The sequence below is a fragment of the Roseateles sp. genome (genome assembly GCF_965262435.1).
GTDB lineage: Bacteria > Pseudomonadota > Gammaproteobacteria > Burkholderiales > Burkholderiaceae_C > Paucibacter_A.
On record NZ_OZ253537.1, the window covers coordinates 399,609 to 415,196 of the forward strand.

Sequence of the window (15,588 nt, forward strand, 5' to 3'; positions counted from 1 at the left end):
GTCAAGGGGGAGGCGCGGGCGCAGCCCGGGCCGGAGGACATGAGCGCAACAGAGCGCCTAGCCACCCTGACCACCCGAACCGAACAAGACCCCACTCAAGCGAGCCGCCAAAGACCATGAAGCCCCAATCCTTCCTCAGCCCCCGCGCCTGGCTGCTTGTGGTCTGCGCACTGCTGCTGATCTGCGTGCTGGCGCCGGTGCTGAACCTGTGGGTGCCCGAGGGTCAGGTCTTGCACTTGAGCGACTACGGCGTGGCCTTGCTGGGCAAGTTCATGTGCTACGCCATCTGCGCCCTGGCCATGGATTTGATCTGGGGTTTTGCCGGCATCCTCTCGCTGGGCCACGGCCTGTTCTTCGCGCTGGGCGGCTATGTGATGGGCATGCATCTGATGCGCCAGATCGGCCGCGAAGGCCAGTACCAAAGCACCCTGCCCGACTTCATGGTCTTCCTCGACTGGAAGACCCTGCCCTGGCATTGGCAGCTCAGCGACAGCTTTCTCGCCACCCTGGTGCTGGTGCTGGCGGTGCCGGGTGGCCTGGCCTTTGTGTTCGGCTACTTCGCCTTCCGCTCGCGCATCAAGGGCGTGTACTTCTCCATCATCACCCAGGCCCTGACCTACGCGGCCATGCTGCTGTTCTTCCGCAACGAAACGGGTCTCGGCGGCAACAACGGCTTCACCGATTTCAAGCGCATCCTCGGCCAGCCCATCCACACGGCGCAGACCCGCATGGTCTTGTTCGTGCTCAGTGGCCTGGCCTTGGTCGGCTGCTATCTGCTGGCGCGCTGGCTGACCCGCTCCAAGTTCGGCCGCGTGCTGCAGGCCGTGCGTGACGCCGAATCTCGGCTGATGTTCTGCGGCTACTCGCCCCTGCCCTACAAGCTCTGCATCTGGACCCTTTCGGCCATGATGTGCGGCCTGGCCGGCGCACTCTACGTGCCGCAGGTCGGCATCATCAACCCGAGCGAGATGAGCGTGGCCAACTCCATCGAGATCGCGGTCTGGGCCGCGGTCGGCGGGCGCGGCAGCCTGCTGGGGCCGATCGCCGGCGCCTTCGCCGTCAACGGCGCCAAGAGCTGGCTGACGGTCAGCGCGCCCGAGTTCTGGCTCTACTTCCTCGGCGCGCTCTTCATCGCCGTCACCCTCTTCCTGCCGCAGGGTCTGGCCGGACTGGTCACCCGTTTGAGCACCCGATTCAGCACGCTTCGAAAGGCAGGCCAGGCATGAGCCCCGATCTGCTCGAACAAGGCCAGGAACGCCTGGCCGAACAGCAAGGCAAACATGGTGGCGACCGCAGCCCCGGCTACGCCCGCCCGCACCGCGCCGGCGAGCTGGACCTGACCCACGGCCGCATCCTCTACCTCGAAGACGTGCACGTCGCTTTCGACGGCTTCAAGGCCATCAACGGTCTGTCCCTGGACATCGCGCCAGGCGAGCTGCGCTGCATCATCGGCCCCAATGGCGCGGGCAAGACCACGATGATGGACATCATCACCGGCAAGACCCGGCCCGACCGCGGCGAGGTCTTCTTCGGCGGCACCATCGACCTGCTGCGCCACAGCGAGGCCGAGATCGCCTCCATGGGCTTGTGCCGCAAGTTCCAGAAGCCCACGGTGTTCGAGGCGCTGAGCGTGTTCGAGAACCTGGAGCTCGCCCTGCAAGGCCCGCGCGGCGTGGCGGCGGCGCTGTGGCACCGGCTCAGCGGCGCGCAGCGCGATCGCCTGGCCGAGGTGCTGGAGCTGATCCAGCTGCAGGCCGAGGCGCAGCGCCCGGCCGGCCTGCTCAGCCACGGCCAGAAGCAATGGCTGGAGATCGGCATGCTGCTGATCCAGGAGCCGAAGCTGCTGCTGCTCGACGAGCCCGTGGCCGGCATGACCGACCAGGAGACCGAGCGCACGGCCGAGCTTTTTCTGCAGCTGAAGGGCCGGCACAGCCTGATCGTGGTCGAGCACGACATGGGCTTCATCGCCCGCCTGGGCGGCACCGTCACCGTGCTCTGCGAAGGCCGCGTGCTGGCCCAGGGCCCACTGTCCCAGGTGCAGGCCGACGAGCGCGTGATCGAGGTCTACCTCGGACGTTGAGCGGCATGCAAATCAGTTCCATCAACCCCTTCTCACCCTGCCTGCCATGCTGATCGCCCAAAACCTCCAGCAGTACTACGGCGGCTCGCACATCCTGCGCGATGTCTCGCTGCGCGTGCAGCCCGGCCGCATCACCGTGCTGCTGGGCCGCAACGGCGTCGGCAAGACCACCTTGCTCAAGTCCTTGATGGGCCTGGTGCCGGTGAAAAGCGGCGAGGTCCGGCTCCAAGGCCAGGACATCACGCGCGCCAAGCCCTTCGAGCGCGCCCGCGCCGGCATCGGCTATGTGCCGCAAGGTCGCGAGATCTTCGGTCGCCTCACCGTGGCCGAGAACCTGGCCTTGGGCCTGGCCACACGGCCGGCCGGCACGCCCATCCCGCCCGAGCTGTTCGAGCTCTTCCCGGTGCTGCAGCAGATGCTGCAACGGCGCGGTGGCGATCTCTCGGGCGGCCAGCAGCAGCAGCTGGCCATCGCCCGCGCGCTGGCGGCCGGGCCGCGCCTGCTGATCCTGGATGAGCCGACCGAAGGCATCCAGCCCAACATCATCCAGGACATAGGCCGCGTCATCCGCCGCCTGGCCGAGCGCGGCCTGGCGGCCAATGGCGGCCAGCCCATGGCCGTGCTGCTGTGCGAGCAGTACTACGACTTCGCCGAGGAATTGGCCGACGACTATCTGGTGCTGGAGCGCGGCGCCGTCATCTCGGCCGGCAGCCGCTCAGAGATGGTCAGCCGCGGCGTGCGCCAGCTGGTTTCAATCTGAGCGCCGAAGCGCTCAGACTCAGGGCCGCGGCCCGGGCGCATTGGCGCGCGAAGGCGAGGGCAACCACTCGCGGTAAAAGCTCTCGATGCGTGGCCCCTGCTTGCGAATCACCGCATTGATGCCTTCGATGGCGCGTGCGCCCAAGGCCGAGCGCGAACAGCCGACATGCAAGGTGGTGGCCGCGTCAGCGCCGCGCAGCGGCAGCAGGCGCAGCTCGCTGGTTGGCAGATTCAGCTCCCGGGCGGCAAAGCTGAGCTCGGACGGGAAGGCGACGATGGCGTCGACCTTGTCATCCACCAGCATGCGCAGCAGGCCCGAGACGCTGGGGTTGCCGTGGCGCACGCTCAGGCGGGCACCAACCGGCAAGGCCTTGATCATCTGGTCGTAGCGCAAGCCCAGCGAACGCCCACCGGCCACACCGACCCGCCAGCCCTCCTGCGGCAGGTGGCCGGGCGGCACTGCCTGCAAGAGCTCGACCAGGTCCACCCGGCCCTGGGCATCGGGCACCAAGCGCAAGCGGCCCGGCCGCTCGCGCTGCAAGGTGACCAGCTGGTAGGGCAAGGCGGTCAAATAGGGCTCGCTGAAATGCACAAAGGCTTCGCGCTCGGGCAAACGCAAAAAGGCCGCCACGCAGACATTGGGCTTGCTGCGCAACTCCATCGCAGCGCGAGCGTAGTTGCCGTCCAGCACCTGGTGCTGCAGTTCGGGCAGTCCGGCCTGGAACAGCAGCAAAGCCTTGTCGACAAAGCCCTGGCCCTGGGCTGCGCCTTGCAGAATGGCCGTGGGCGGCGAGTGCACCATGACCCAGAGCAGGGTTTCCTTGTCCCCCGCCAGGCCGGAGTCCGTGGCGGACAGCGGCGCCTGCGCCCTGGCCACAGGCAAGCCCAGCAGCGCCAGCGCAAAGCCCCAGGCGGCCGCCCGGGCCACAGCCCCTGCTCGATGCCTACCGGCCTTGTTCTGCCTCTTCTTGCTCTGGTCCACGCGCTGCGCCCGCTCTCGCCAACTTCTGGGGCCAGCATACCCGAGGCCGGCGGGGCGGTTCTCACATTGCCCAGAGCCGCGGCGAAGCCTCGTCCAAATTCCACAACTCGCGCCGCCAGGCCGCGCGGCACTGGCGCAGCAATTCGAAGGCTGGCTCCACCAGGGGCGCCAGCACGCGCAACACCAGCAGCCGCTCCTGCGCCGCCGTCACACCCGCGGTGTCGCGCAGCGGGTGGGCCTCGATGCAGGCACGCACGGCCTCAAGCGCGCGCTCACGCCGCTCGCGGGACAGCGCCTCGCCGCCAGCAAACACCAGGCTGGCCAGGCAGCGCCGCCCGGCCAGGCCCAGGGAGCCGTCCATCAGCAAGGCATCGCCGCCGTCGATCAGGCCGCGCTCCAGCCAGATGCCCGGAATCTCCAGATGCTGCTGGAACTGCCCCGTGTCAAAGGGCTGGCCGGCCTGAGGCAGGCCCAGGGCGGTCAGGTCCCAGGCCATCAGCTCGGCGCCCGGCGCCAGCTCGAAGCGGGCCTCGTTGAGCGCCCGGCAGCCCGGGTAGGCCAGGGCCTCCAGCGGCAACCATTCCAGGCGCGCGCCGGGGGCCAAGCGGGCGTGCAGGCTTTGCGTGGCCAGGGCGCCGGTGCTGCTGCGGTAGAAGCGGGTGGCGCCCGGCGTGCTCAGCAAGGCATGGGCGCCCTCGCCCACGCTCAGTTCAATCTCCAAGCGGTCACCCGCAACCAGACCGCTGGGCGGATGGACCAGCACGTTGTGGCAGATCGCCTCGCCCTCGGGGTAGAGGCTTTTCAGCACCCGCAGCGGCCCCTCGTGGCGGTGCCGCAGCAGACAGCGGCCGCCCTCCAGCCGATAGTCCAGCGCCAGCCGGGCGCGCCAACCGGGCGCGTCGGGCGGGCAGATCACGCCCTCGCCCCGCTCGGGCTGTGGCATGAAGAAGGCCGGATCAGATGGAAAAACGGGGATGCGCTGCATCCCCGTGTCGCTCGCAAGAAGCGGGCCAGTACCGACCCGCTCAGGCGGGAATCATCAATCAGCCGCGCTGGCGGCGACGCACCACGGCCAGCAGGCCCAGACCCAGGCCCATCAGAGCGTAGGTTTCGGGTTCCGGCACCGGGGCGGTGTTGATGACGAAGGACAGGTTGTCGGCATAGCCGTCGTTGTCGGTGGAGTTCAGGCGCTCCATGGACAGGCTCAGATTGATCTGCACCGTGCCCACGGGCACAAAACCCTGGGTCTCGCGGTACAGCAGGCCGGTCTTGTTGGCACGGTCAGCCGCAGTGACCGGGCCCAAGATGGCGGAGCCGATCTCGGTGGAGGCGCCGTCCAGGAAGGACACGTACACCAGCGCGTTATCGCCTTGGTTGGTCCAGCCGCCCAGGTAGCCGTCGAGCTTGAAGCTGGCGTTGCCGCTGCCGATCAGGCCGCTCAGATTGCTCACGTCATAGAGCTGGTAGCCGGCCGAGGCGGGCGAGCTTTGACCGGCGAACAGGAAGCGGCCGCGGTCCACCGGGCCCGGCTGGGTGGGCAGCACCCAGTTGTTGCCGTAGGCGACCGATTGGAACAGGTCGGTGCCGGCGAACGCGGTCCAGCCAGCAGCGCCGGCTTCGGCATTGCCGTTGACGATCAGGTTCTGGCCCAGGGTGGCGGCGTGAGCGCCGAAACCGGCGGCGAACAGGGAAAGCGCCAGGGCGCTGCGAGTGATGAGCTTGTTCATGGGTGGGAGGGTGAATTGGTGAATTGGTGAATTGGTGAACGGGTGAACGGGTGAACGGGTGAACGGGTGAACGGGTGAACGGGTGAACGGGTGAGCGGGTGAGCGGGTGAGCGGGTGAGTCGTGAGTGGGCCGTGCGGGCCCGTATTGCTCACGTGTTCACTTGTTCACCTGTTCATTGGCTTGCTCACCTGTTCACCGCAAGGCCATCGCGCCTCAAGCGCCCAAGCGGTACTGGTCCAGCAGGGCCGGGCCAGACATCGCCGGGTCGCTGATCGAGGCCTCGCCGGTTTCCATATGGCCGGCGAAGCGGCGGCTGTAGTCGCCCTGGCCGGCCACACGCACGCTGAAGTCGTACCAGAAGGCGCTTTCGCGCAGCGGCAGGCGCAGGGTGCTGCTGGTCTTGGCGGCCAGGTGGATCTGCTGGGCCGGCACGTTGTAGTACTTGTTGGCCGAGACGATGAAGGTGCAGGCGAAGCTGCCGCTGTTGCTCAGCTCGATCCGCAGTTCGCCGTTGGCGGCGTCCGGCGTGACCCGCACCTCGGGGTTGGGCTGGGCGGCGGCGGCCACGCGGCGGGCGTTGCCGGTGAAATGGCGGTGGTAGCCGTTCGGGCCGAGCACCCAGAGGTCATAAGCGCCGTTGGCGGCCGGCTGCCAGCTGCCGCTCAGCTGCTTGCCGGCTTCCACCGTGTAGCGGCGCGGCAAGGCGGCCAGGTTCAGGCGGTCGTAGACATGGAACACGGCGGCCGGGCCGCTGGTGTCGCCCAGGCCATTGCCGGTGTGCGCAAACTGCAGCTCGACGCGGGCGGCGCCGACACGACCGGCGCTGACCTTGACGGCGGCCGTGGTGTGCAACTCATAGGGCAGCGCGCGGGCCGGGCGTGGGCCGGCGGCCTGCACCGGCACGTTCAGCACGGTCGGCGTCGGCGGCGTGGTGGTGCCCGGCAGCGCGCGGGCGCGGTTGGCCAGCTCCAGGGTCTTGGGCAACTGGGCGAAGAAGGCGCTGTCTTCCGGGTCGCGGAAGTTAAAGGCCGAGCTCAGGTCGCCGGCCACGGCACGGCGCCAGGCGCTGATGTTCGGCTCCATCACGCCGAAACGCTTTTCGATGAAGCGGATCACCGAGGTGTGGTCCGCCACTTCGGAGTTGACCCAGCCGCCCTTGCTCCAGGGCGAGATCACATACATGGGCACGCGCGGGCCGAAGCCGTAGGGCTTGTGCTGGTGGGTGGCGGCGGTGCCGTTGAGGATGTGGTGGTACTCGCCCGTGGTGTCCACGGTGGAGTCGCCGGCCAGATCGGCCTTGGCCGGGTCGGCGTCCCAGGTGATGTAGCTGGGCGCGGCCGGCGGCGGCATGTGGTCGAAGAAGCCGTCGTTCTCGTCGAAGTTGATGAACAGCACGGTCTTGCTCCAGACCGCCGGGTTGGCGGTCAGCGCGTCCAGCACCTTGGCGGTGTAGTCGGCGCCCTGGGCCGGGCTGGACGGGCCGGGGTGCTCGGAGCCTTCGGCCGTGGCCACGATCCAGCTGACCTGCGGCAGCTTGTCGGCCAGCACGTCCTCGCGCAGCTTGTCCAGGTCACGGGTGCTGATGCCGCGGTCCTTCAGTTGCTGGGAGTAACCGGGGCGGCCGTACCAGGCGTCGCGGAAGGGGCGGAAGCCGGCCAGCGCGTTGTCGGTGAAGTTGTCCGCCATGTTCTGGTAGACCTGCCATGTGATGCCAGCGTCCTGCAGGCGCTCGGGGTAGGTGGTCCAGGTGTAGTCGTCCAGCGGGTTGGCGTTGAACCAGTCGTGGCTGTTGTCGGTGGACGGGCCATTGCCCTGACGCAGCGGGTCGTTCGTACCGGTCCAGAGGAACAGGCGGTTGGTGTTGGTGCCGGTCTGGCTGGAGCAGTGGTAGTGGTCGCAGATCGTGAAAGCCGTGGCCATCGCGAACTGGAAGGGCAGATCGGACTGCTTGAAATAGCCCATCGAGTGGTTCTGCTTGGCCTTGGGCCAGGCGTTCATGCGGCCCTGGTCCCAGCCGGCCTGGGCATCAGGCCAGGAGTGCGGCGTGCCCGAGACACGCATGTGCGCAAAGGTCTGCTGCGTGTTCAGGTGGAAGGGCGCCAGCGCCAGCGGGTTGACCGGCGGGCGGCCCGGCGTGGCCGTCACGGCATTGGGCTGCATCCAGACGCTCTTGCCGTTGATGCCGGTCTTGTCGGCCACGGGCACCGGGAAGGGGTCGGCAAAACCCCGCACGCCGTTCAGCGTGCCGAAGTAGTGGTCGAAGCTGCGGTTTTCCTGGGTCAGGATGACGATGTGCTCGACGTCATGAATGGTGCCGCTGCGCACATGGGCAGGAATCGCCAGAGCGCGTTGGATGGCGGGCGGGAAGGCGGTCAGCGCGGCTGCGGCGCTGGCGCTGCGCAAGAAACTGCGGCGGTCTTGGGTGGTCATGGATGGGGTCCTGAAAGACAGAAAACTGGGGCGGCCCGGCGCTGAAGCCGGGCCGGGGCGAGCCGGGCTTGGATCAGGCCTGGCGGCGGCGCACGACGGCGGCGATGCCGATCAAACCGCCCAGCAGCAGCGCATAGCTCTGCGGCTCGGGCACCGGTGCGGCGGTGAAGCTGAAGTCGTCCATGACGAACTCACCGTGGTTCTGACTCTTCACTTGCACGGCATCGACCAGGCCGGCGTAGCCGCTGGCCAGGAAGCTGGGCGTGGCCGAAGGGTCGAGGCTCTGCGAGCCGGCGACGCGCTGGCCTTGGTAGAAGAGCTCGAAGCTCAGCACGGCGCCGCTCTGGCCGGCGAACCAGGCGCCGTCGAAGCGCACCGCTTGGCCAAAACCGATCAGGCTGCTGGCATCGCTGGCCAGGAAGCCGCTGGCGACGCGGCCAGCGCCCGAGTGGGCGGTGTAAGGCTCGGCTTCGGTGGAGAAAGCCGTCCAGCCAAAGCGGGACCAATCCAGGCCACCATAGTTGAGCGGCACCAGGCCATCGGCCAGGTCGTCAAAGTGGAGCACGCCGGCGTGGGCGCCGCCGGCAAAAGACAGGCTGGACAACAGGGCGGCCGCGAACGCAAAGCGGCGCAGGGACAAGGAGCGGGGCATGGGTAATTCCTCACAAAGTGACAGCGGATGCCGCGCAATTTATGAAGAGGATTTGCCACCCTGATGACAAGGCATGGGCCGAATGGCAGGGGGCTTGCGAGCCCAGAGCCGAGCTCAGTCGCCGGCCAGCTTTTCCATGAACAGCGCAAAAGGATCGGCGCGGTGCGCGCCGAAAGGCCCGCAGCGGGCAAAACCCAGGCGCTCGAACAGGCGCTGGGCCGAACGCTGCTGCACGCCGACCTGCAGGCGCAGCAAGGGCTGGCCCGCGCGCAAGGCCTCGCGCTGCAGGGCTTGCAGCAGCATTTCGCCGACACCGCGGCCGCGCCAGCCCGGCAGCACCATCAGCGTCAGCACTTCGGCGTACTCGTCATGCAGCAGCAGGCCGCCGCAGGCGAGCACGCGCTCCTGGGCATCGCGCAGCACCAGCAGACGCGTCTGCGGGCCGCGCAAGACCTCCAGCTCCGGGGCGCAGGCCGCACGGCTGGCAGGGCAGAGCTGGTGGCGCTCGGCCTCGAACTGTTCGAGCAGCGCCCGCAGCTGCGGCTGATCGACGCGCTCGCGCTGCAGACTCAAGCCCTGCAAGCCGGCCACTGGGCTCCGGATGGCGGCGCGCGGCGGCGGGTCGCCGGCACGCGCCACCCAAATCTGGGACGAACCAAGACTGTGGAAGTTCATGGGGCGGGCCTCCGAGTTTGCGGCGACAAAAGCCATGCGCAAGGGCATGGCACCAAGAACTGGCAGGGCGGAACGGGCGTTGGCGAGACGGGGCATGGCAAGAGCCTTTTTGGGGTGACCTGCACCGCGAGCGAGCAGCGGACAGGCCAAAAGCGGAGATTTGGGCGGATTGCAGGGTTTGTACGCAAGCGCCATGCCAAGTGCGGCGGTCCCGCCTGCTCGCTAACCGACAATGCCCGCCATGCGCCGCGCCGACCGCCTCTTCCAGATCGTCCAGTTGATCCGTGGGCGCCGCCTGTCCACGGCCGAATTCCTGAGCCAGCGTCTCGAGGTCTCGGCACGCACCGTCTACCGCGACATCGCCGCCCTGCAGCAGCAAGGCGTGCCCATCGAGGGCGAGGCCGGCGTGGGCTACCGCATGCGTGCCGGCTTCGACCTGCCGCCGCTGATGTTCAGCAAGGACGAGGCCCAAGCCCTGGTGGCCGCCCTGCGCTTGGCCCAGGGCCAACTCGACAGCGTGCTGGGCCGGCAGGCGGAAGAAGCCATGTCCAAGATCTTGGCCGTGCTGCCGGCGCCGGCCCGTGCGGCGGCAGAGAGCCTGGCCCTGTTCGCACCGCTGACGGGTTTGGACGATGCCATGCGCGAACGCCTGGCGCGCCTGCGCGAAGCGACCGAAGACCGCCGCAAACTGCGCCTCGATTACCTGGACCTGGCCGGCAGCGCCAGCCAGCGCACCGTGCGCCCCCTGGCCTGCTACTTCTGGGGGCCCAGCTGGACCCTGGCCGGCTGGTGCGAGGTGCGCGAGGACTTCCGCAATTTCCGCGTCGACCGCATCCAGGCCCTGAGCGTGCTGGACGAACGCTTTCGCGACGAACCGGGCAAGACCCTGGCCGATATGCGGCGCGCTTTTGAGCAACGCGATGCCGAGGCGAACGGCCCCGCTTGAGCTGGATCAATGAGGGTGCCGGGTTTCAGGCACAGACTGAAAGCTCTGCAGGGCCGGAATCGTCTGCCTCTGCCCACCCAGGAGCACATCACCATGCAAGCCAATGTTGGAACTCTGGACCGCAGCCTGCGCATTGGCGGAGGCCTCATCCTCATCGCCCTGGCCGCCACCGGCACCGTCGGCCTCTGGGGTTGGATCGGGGTGGTGCCGGTGCTCACCGGCGTGTTCCGTTTTTGCCCGGCCTACCCCTTGATCGGCATGAACACCTGCGCACGCAAAGACCTCTGAAGCCCCGGGCCCATGGCCGAAGGGCTAGGCTGGCGCGTCTTTGCTGCCTGAGCTCCCGACCATGACCCTGCTTTCCAAGTTGACCATCGCCCTGCTGGCGGCCTGCGCCTCGGCCATCTCCCTGCCCGCTCGTGCGGCCGATTCGGCCACGCCTTTGGTGACCGTGGCCCAGGTCGACCTGGCCCGCTACGCCGGAGCCTGGTACGAAATCGCCCTGCTGCCCAACCGCTTTCAAAAGCAATGCGTCGCCGACACGCAAGCGCGCTACCGCCTCGATGGCGAGCGGGTGGAAGTGGTGAACCGTTGCCGCAAAGCCTCGGGCGAGGTGGAGCGCACCGCAGGACACGCCAAGACGGTCGAGGGCAGCGGCAATGCCAAGCTGCGCGTCACCTTCTTCTGGCCGTTTTACGGCAACTACTGGGTGCTGGACCTGGACCCGGACTACCAGCAGGTGCTGGTCGGCGAGCCCAGCCGCAAGTTCGGTTGGATCCTGTCACGCACGCCGCACATGGATGAAGCCAAGCTGCAGGCCTTGCTCGACAAGGCCGAAAGCCTGGGCTACGACCGCAAGGCCTTCCAGCGCACGCCGCAGACGCAGCCGCTGGACTGAAGAAGCTTTCAGGCGCGCAAAGTGCGCGGCCACAGGCGCATCAGCAGCGCCCCCAGGCGCAGGCGCCCGGCCGGCGCTTCGATCCAGCGATAAAAGGACACGGCGGCCAGATTGCTCAGGCCCCAGGCGGCCAGCATGGCCATCAGACCTGGCCAGCCGTCGCCGAGCTCATGGCGCTCGAACAGGGCGTTGATCAGCAGCAAGATCGGAAAGTGCACCAGAAACAGCGCATAAGAATGCGTGCCCAGATGGGCCAACAGCGGCTGCAAGCGCGCCGGCGTCAGCGCGGGCACGCCGGCTTCGTGGCGGCGCTGCAACCAGGCCAGCAGCAAGGCGGTGGCCAGGGCCAGAGCGATGCGCTCGCGGAAGTCCAGCAGCAAGGCGGCCAGGCCCAGCGCGGCCAGCAGCATCAAGCCGAGGCGGCGCTGCGGCAGCAGGCCCAGCCAGTGCACCAGGGCGCCGAGCCCATACGCACCGAAGAAGTAGACGCCCCAGTTGTCCAGCGCCGCATCGCGATTGAAAACCAGCAAGGAGGCCGCCGTCAGCAGCGCGACCAGGGCCGGCCCGATCCAGCGCCGCCAGCTGCGCGGCAGAGCCAGGCCGCGGCTGAAGGCGAGCAGGCCGGCCAACAGCGCAAACAGCTGCAGATCGATGGCCACATACCAGGCACCCACGGTCAGGGCTTCAAAACCCAGCACGCCCTGCAGCAGGCCGGCATGGGCCAGCAGCTGGCCCCACCCCACTTGCGCCGGCACCAACTCAGGCAGCCAGCGCGCCACCAGGGCCGAGCAGGCCAGGGTCAGCAGCACCGCGGCCATGAAGGGCAGGGCCAGACGCTGGTAGCGGCGGGCGATCAACCCGGCCAAGCTGCCTTCCAGCAACTGGCCGCGCGAAGACAGCGCGCGCGCCGAAAGGAAACCGCCCAGCACCAGGAACACCTGCACCGCCATGCGTCCGTACTGGTAGGCCCAGGCCATCAGCGTCGGCAAGAGCTCTTCCACGGCCTCGGCCACCGGCCCGTAGGCCGACAGGTGGTGCAGCACGATCAGCTGGGCCGCCACGGCCTTGAAGCCATCGAGGTGCAGGAGACGGGACGATGCGGCAGGCCGGAGGGCCGGCAGGCTCGCGGCCGACGGGTCGGCGGACGAATTCAATGCGCTCATGAACGAACAAACGCCCGTGTCGACAGACAGCGGGCGTGCGACTTCTCTCTTTACTCTTCTGGGCGATCTTCTCGTCAAGGCGATCGCGGCTGCGGGTGCGCTCCAGCAGGGCTGCGGGAGCTAGGAAAAACCCGCAATTCTAGGGCCTGCGGCCCCGCCGCCCCCGCCTGCGCTCAGAGCTTGAGTCCGGCCAGCTCGGCGCTCTTGCGCGGATGGATCAAATTGACGCGGCCCGGCTTGCCATCGGCCCCGTTCATGCGCTCAGCGCCTTGCAGGATCAGGGCCTTGACCTCCGCGGCCTTGAGTGCCGGCTTGAGCGCGATCAGCTTGGCCGCCAGATTGGCCACCTGGGGGCTGGCCATGCTGGTGCCGCTGAGCTTCATGCGCGCGCCACCAGGCACGTAGCTGTCGACCTCAAAGCCGTTGGCATGCACGACCACGGTCTTGCCGAAGGTCGAGAAGCTGGTCTCCTGGCCGGCCGTGTCCACCGCGCCGGCGGTGATCAGATTGGGCAGCTCAAAGCCAGCCGGAATGTATTCCTGGAAGTCGGCGCTGTTGTCTTCATTGCCCGAACCGGCGACGAACACGATGTCCGGCGCGCCGGCAATGGCCGCGCGCAGGGCGTCGCGCTCGATCTTGAACAGGCGGTTCGCCTCCGCCTTGCGCGCCTCGGGCGTGCCGCCGGCGTTGTGGAAGGCCAGCGCGCCCTCGTAGGCGCTGGGGCCATAACGCCAGCTCATATTGACCACGCGCACGCCGGCCTTCTTGAAGCTCTCGACCATCTGGCCATAAGCCTCGGCCGTGGCGCGGGCTTGCGCTTCGGTGGGCAGCTTGGGTTCCAGCTTGGCGCTCCAGAGCTGGGTGGCGGCGAACACGCGGGCAAAAGGGTTGCCTTCGACGGCGATGCCGGCGACATGGGTGCCGTGCACGTAGACGCTGGCCAGGCTCACGTCCTCGCTGAAGGCCTTGACCTGATCAGCCTTGAGGCTGGACATGGCGGCGCGGAACTGGCGCGAATCCGGCGTGTCCAGCGCTGCGCGCTGATCCATAGCGCCCTTGAGCATGCCGCGCAGCTGCGGCCAGCGCGCTTCGGCCTCACCCAGCGGGCGCAGCAGATGGGGGCTGGGCAGGCTCTCGACATCGAAAGCCAGGCCACGCGGCGTGGCCGGCTTGAAGAGGTTCAGGTCCACGCCCGAATCCCAGACCGCCACCACCACCGGCGTGGCTTTCGCCTCGGCCGGGATGGCAAAGGTGCGCGGCGTCCAGAGGTCGGCACGCGCTTGAGTCTTGGTGTTGGCATCGATCACCGCCTGCAGGCCCGCGACGATGGCGGCCTTGTTGGGCGCGAACAGCTCGGCCTGCAAGCGGCTGCTGATGATGGCCAGGGCGATGCTCTCCGGCACCACCATCTTGCCGTTGGTGGCCATGGCGTCGATCTGGCTGCGGAAGGCGCCCAGCACCAGCTCGGGGTTGTAGGTCTCGGCCCCGCCCTTGCCGGACTTGATGCTCTCCTGCACATCGGCCCAGGGCAAGGCGCCATAACGCTTTTCCACCTCGGCGCGCAGCCAGGCGGCGTCACGCTTTTCCAGGCGCTGCTGCGAGAGCAGGTCGGTCAGCAGGCCGGCGCTCAGCTGGCCGCCGATCTTTTCCTGCAAGGCGCGCGATTTGGCCGTCCAGGCCGGCACGGCCGCCCAATCGCCTCGCAGCTGGGCCAGCGTGGCCAGGGCCGAGTAGTAAGCGCGCAGGGTGGCGGCGTCCTGGATGTCATAGCGGGCCAGATCGGCCTTGACCTCGGTCTCCAGCTGCGCGCCCAGGGCGCTCAGCTCGCTCAGCGGTGCGCTCAGGTATTCGCTGGGCAGCTTGGCCAGGGTGACGGTGCGGCGCGGCAGCTGGTCGGCGCGGGTGATGGGCTGGCGGGCGGAAGTTGCGGCAGTGGCTGCCTCAGGCGCGGCAGCGGCGGCGGCATGGCTGTTCATGGTCAGCGGGCTCAGGGCGGCTGCGGCGGCCAGCGAAATCAAGGTCTTGGCGTTCATGTCTCAGGTGCTCCAGTTCGGCAAAAAGTGACGAGTGAGGGCACGATAGACAGGCAGCCCGGCCTCGGCCGAGGCCAAGCGACGAGCTGCGGAATGGCCGACATGACTGGCGGGCGGGCGGAGCCCACCCGGCAAAGCTCTAGATCAAGTGCTAACGCAGACGAACACGCGGCTGCGCACTCGCCTCGGCCATGCGGCCGACCACGGCCGCGCGGGCAAAACCATGGCGTGCGAACACCGCCTGCACCGCCGCCACCTCGGCCGGCGCGCAAGCCACGAGCAGGCCGCCGCTGGTCTGTGGGTCGCTCAGCAAGGCCTGGTCCTCGGGCGCGAAGCCGTTCGGCAGCTCCACCTCGGCGCCATAGGCGGCCCAGTTGCGGCCCGAGGCGCCGGTCACGTAACCCTGGCCGGCCAGGGCACGCACGCCATCCAGCAGGGGCACGGCCGCCCAGTCCAGCTCCAGGCTGCAGCCGGCGCCGCGCGCCATCTCCAGCGCATGGCCGGCCAGGCCGAAGCCGGTCACATCGGTCAGCGCATGGACGCCGTCCAGGGCCGCCAGATCGGGGCCGGGCGTGTTCAGGCGGGTGGTGCTGTCCAGCATCTGCGCATAGCCGGCGGCGTCGAGCGCGCCCTTTTTGAGCGCCGCGCTCATCACGCCCACGCCCAGGGGCTTGCCCAGCAGCAGCACGTCGCCGGGCTGGGCATCGGCATTGCGCTTGACCCGCTTGGGGTGGATCAGGCCCAGGGCCACCAGGCCGTAGATGGCCTCGACCGAATCGATGGTGTGGCCGCCGGCAATCGGGATGCCGGCCGCGCGGCAGATGGCCGCGCCGCCTTCCAGCACCCGGCCAATGGTGGCCACGGACAGGCGTGCGATCGGCATGGCCACCAGGGCCAGGGCCATGATGGGGCGGCCGCCCATGGCGTAGACATCGCTGATGGCATTGGTCGCGGCGATGCGGCCGAAGTCGAAGGGGTCGTCGACGATGGGCATGAAGAAATCGGTGGTGGCGATCAGCGCCTGCTCTTCGTTGAGCTGGTAGACGGCGGCATCGTCGGCGGTCTCAATGCCCACCAGCAGCTCCGGCGGCAGGGCCATGCCGGCCGTGCCACGCAGGATCTCCGACAGCACGCCCGGCGCGATCTTGCAGCCGCAGCCGCCGCCGTGCGACAGGGAGGTCAGGCGGGGTTCTTCAGTCGAGGTGTCGCTGGGCGAAACCGGGGCGGTGCTGGCGCTCATGG

General features: G+C 68.5%; 15 protein-coding genes. 6 read left to right on the forward strand and 9 right to left on the reverse strand.

All coding sequences use genetic code 11. The features are described from left to right. Positions 1-116 precede the first annotated feature (116 nt). From urtC to urtE, 3 genes are read left to right on the forward strand one after another with little or no spacing between them, the layout of a single operon-like run. The gene (gene urtC, locus ACQY39_RS01725) at positions 117-1,226 is read left to right on the forward strand and encodes an urea ABC transporter permease subunit UrtC (RefSeq protein ID WP_428503178.1); all 1,110 of its coding nucleotides are present in this window, start codon (positions 117-119) and stop codon (positions 1,224-1,226) included. Then, entirely contained in the window at positions 1,223-2,080 is an 858-nt protein-coding gene (urtD, locus tag ACQY39_RS01730) for an urea ABC transporter ATP-binding protein UrtD (RefSeq protein WP_102769179.1), read from the forward strand. Before urtC ends, urtD begins: the two co-directional genes overlap by 4 nt. A 46-nt stretch (positions 2,081-2,126) precedes the next feature. Then, entirely contained in the window at positions 2,127-2,840 is a 714-nt protein-coding gene (gene urtE, locus ACQY39_RS01735; protein WP_102769178.1) for an urea ABC transporter ATP-binding subunit UrtE, read from the forward strand. 18 nt (positions 2,841-2,858) lie between these two features. Here the strand turns inward: urtE and ACQY39_RS01740 are convergent, their stop codons facing one another. From ACQY39_RS01740 to ACQY39_RS01765, 6 genes are all read right to left on the reverse strand, one after another. After that, positions 2,859-3,767 (reverse strand): hypothetical protein, encoded by a 909-nt coding sequence (locus tag ACQY39_RS01740; protein ID WP_428503179.1) that lies wholly within the window; start codon positions 3,765-3,767, stop codon positions 2,859-2,861. A 115-nt stretch (positions 3,768-3,882) separates the two neighbouring features. Then, complete coding sequence (locus ACQY39_RS01745) at positions 3,883-4,764, reverse strand: urease accessory protein UreD (RefSeq protein ID WP_428503180.1); 882 nt, start codon at positions 4,762-4,764, stop codon at positions 3,883-3,885. Positions 4,765-4,864: 100 nt separating this feature from the next. Beyond that, the gene (locus tag ACQY39_RS01750) at positions 4,865-5,548 is read right to left on the reverse strand and encodes a PEP-CTERM sorting domain-containing protein (protein WP_428503181.1); all 684 of its coding nucleotides are present in this window, start codon (positions 5,546-5,548) and stop codon (positions 4,865-4,867) included. A 214-nt stretch (positions 5,549-5,762) separates the two neighbouring features. Then, the gene (locus ACQY39_RS01755) at positions 5,763-7,979 is read right to left on the reverse strand and encodes a phosphocholine-specific phospholipase C (protein ID WP_428503182.1); all 2,217 of its coding nucleotides are present in this window, start codon (positions 7,977-7,979) and stop codon (positions 5,763-5,765) included. A gap of 73 nt (positions 7,980-8,052) precedes the next feature. Beyond that, entirely contained in the window at positions 8,053-8,631 is a 579-nt protein-coding gene (locus ACQY39_RS01760; protein ID WP_428503183.1) for a PEP-CTERM sorting domain-containing protein, read from the reverse strand. Between the two features lie 114 nt (positions 8,632-8,745). Continuing rightward, entirely contained in the window at positions 8,746-9,402 is a 657-nt protein-coding gene (locus ACQY39_RS01765; RefSeq protein ID WP_428503184.1) for a GNAT family N-acetyltransferase, read from the reverse strand. Positions 9,403-9,547: 145 nt separating this feature from the next. Between ACQY39_RS01765 and ACQY39_RS01770 the strand changes: the two genes are divergently transcribed. The 3 genes from ACQY39_RS01770 to ACQY39_RS01780 all read left to right on the forward strand — a co-directional run bounded on the left by ACQY39_RS01770 (position 9,548) and on the right by ACQY39_RS01780 (position 11,150). Next, positions 9,548-10,252 carry a helix-turn-helix transcriptional regulator gene (locus ACQY39_RS01770; RefSeq protein ID WP_428503185.1) on the forward strand — a complete coding sequence of 235 codons (705 nt, stop codon included), beginning with the start codon at positions 9,548-9,550 and terminating at the stop codon, positions 10,250-10,252. A 93-nt stretch (positions 10,253-10,345) separates the two neighbouring features. Further along, positions 10,346-10,540: a YgaP family membrane protein gene (locus tag ACQY39_RS01775; RefSeq protein WP_263517926.1), complete on the forward strand. Its 195-nt coding sequence runs from the start codon at positions 10,346-10,348 to the stop codon at positions 10,538-10,540. Positions 10,541-10,601: 61 nt separating this feature from the next. Next, entirely contained in the window at positions 10,602-11,150 is a 549-nt protein-coding gene (locus ACQY39_RS01780; RefSeq protein ID WP_428503186.1) for a lipocalin family protein, read from the forward strand. Positions 11,151-11,158: 8 nt separating this feature from the next. On the opposite strand, the gene ACQY39_RS01785 is transcribed toward ACQY39_RS01780, so the two are convergent. From ACQY39_RS01785 to selD, 3 genes are all read right to left on the reverse strand, one after another. Continuing rightward, the gene (locus tag ACQY39_RS01785; protein WP_428503187.1) at positions 11,159-12,313 is read right to left on the reverse strand and encodes an acyltransferase family protein; all 1,155 of its coding nucleotides are present in this window, start codon (positions 12,311-12,313) and stop codon (positions 11,159-11,161) included. 173 nt (positions 12,314-12,486) lie between these two features. After that, entirely contained in the window at positions 12,487-14,346 is a 1,860-nt protein-coding gene (locus ACQY39_RS01790) for a S8 family serine peptidase (RefSeq protein ID WP_428503188.1), read from the reverse strand. A gap of 151 nt (positions 14,347-14,497) precedes the next feature. Continuing rightward, positions 14,498-15,586 (reverse strand): selenide, water dikinase SelD, encoded by a 1,089-nt coding sequence (gene selD, locus ACQY39_RS01795; RefSeq protein ID WP_428503189.1) that lies wholly within the window; start codon positions 15,584-15,586, stop codon positions 14,498-14,500. Positions 15,587-15,588: the final 2 nt, after the last annotated feature.

Bases quoted from the DNA above. Each gene is read 5' to 3' on its own strand.
- selD (WP_428503189.1), bottom strand. From the start codon at position 15,586: ATGAGCGCCAGCACCGCCCCGGTTTCGCCCAGCGACACCTCGACTGAA.
- ACQY39_RS01745 (WP_428503180.1), bottom strand. From the start codon at position 4,764: ATGCCACAGCCCGAGCGGGGCGAGGGCGTGATCTGCCCGCCCGACGCG.
- ACQY39_RS01790 (WP_428503188.1), bottom strand. From the start codon at position 14,346: ATGAACGCCAAGACCTTGATTTCGCTGGCCGCCGCAGCCGCCCTGAGC.
- ACQY39_RS01760 (WP_428503183.1), bottom strand. From the start codon at position 8,631: ATGCCCCGCTCCTTGTCCCTGCGCCGCTTTGCGTTCGCGGCCGCCCTG.
- ACQY39_RS01770 (WP_428503185.1), top strand. From the start codon at position 9,548: ATGCGCCGCGCCGACCGCCTCTTCCAGATCGTCCAGTTGATCCGTGGG.
- urtE (WP_102769178.1), top strand. From the start codon at position 2,127: ATGCTGATCGCCCAAAACCTCCAGCAGTACTACGGCGGCTCGCACATC.
- urtD (WP_102769179.1), top strand. From the start codon at position 1,223: ATGAGCCCCGATCTGCTCGAACAAGGCCAGGAACGCCTGGCCGAACAG.
- ACQY39_RS01765 (WP_428503184.1), bottom strand. From the start codon at position 9,402: ATGCCCCGTCTCGCCAACGCCCGTTCCGCCCTGCCAGTTCTTGGTGCC.
- urtC (WP_428503178.1), top strand. From the start codon at position 117: ATGAAGCCCCAATCCTTCCTCAGCCCCCGCGCCTGGCTGCTTGTGGTC.
- ACQY39_RS01785 (WP_428503187.1), bottom strand. From the start codon at position 12,313: ATGAGCGCATTGAATTCGTCCGCCGACCCGTCGGCCGCGAGCCTGCCG.
- ACQY39_RS01755 (WP_428503182.1), bottom strand. From the start codon at position 7,979: ATGACCACCCAAGACCGCCGCAGTTTCTTGCGCAGCGCCAGCGCCGCA.
- ACQY39_RS01750 (WP_428503181.1), bottom strand. From the start codon at position 5,548: ATGAACAAGCTCATCACTCGCAGCGCCCTGGCGCTTTCCCTGTTCGCC.
- ACQY39_RS01775 (WP_263517926.1), top strand. From the start codon at position 10,346: ATGCAAGCCAATGTTGGAACTCTGGACCGCAGCCTGCGCATTGGCGGA.
- ACQY39_RS01780 (WP_428503186.1), top strand. From the start codon at position 10,602: ATGACCCTGCTTTCCAAGTTGACCATCGCCCTGCTGGCGGCCTGCGCC.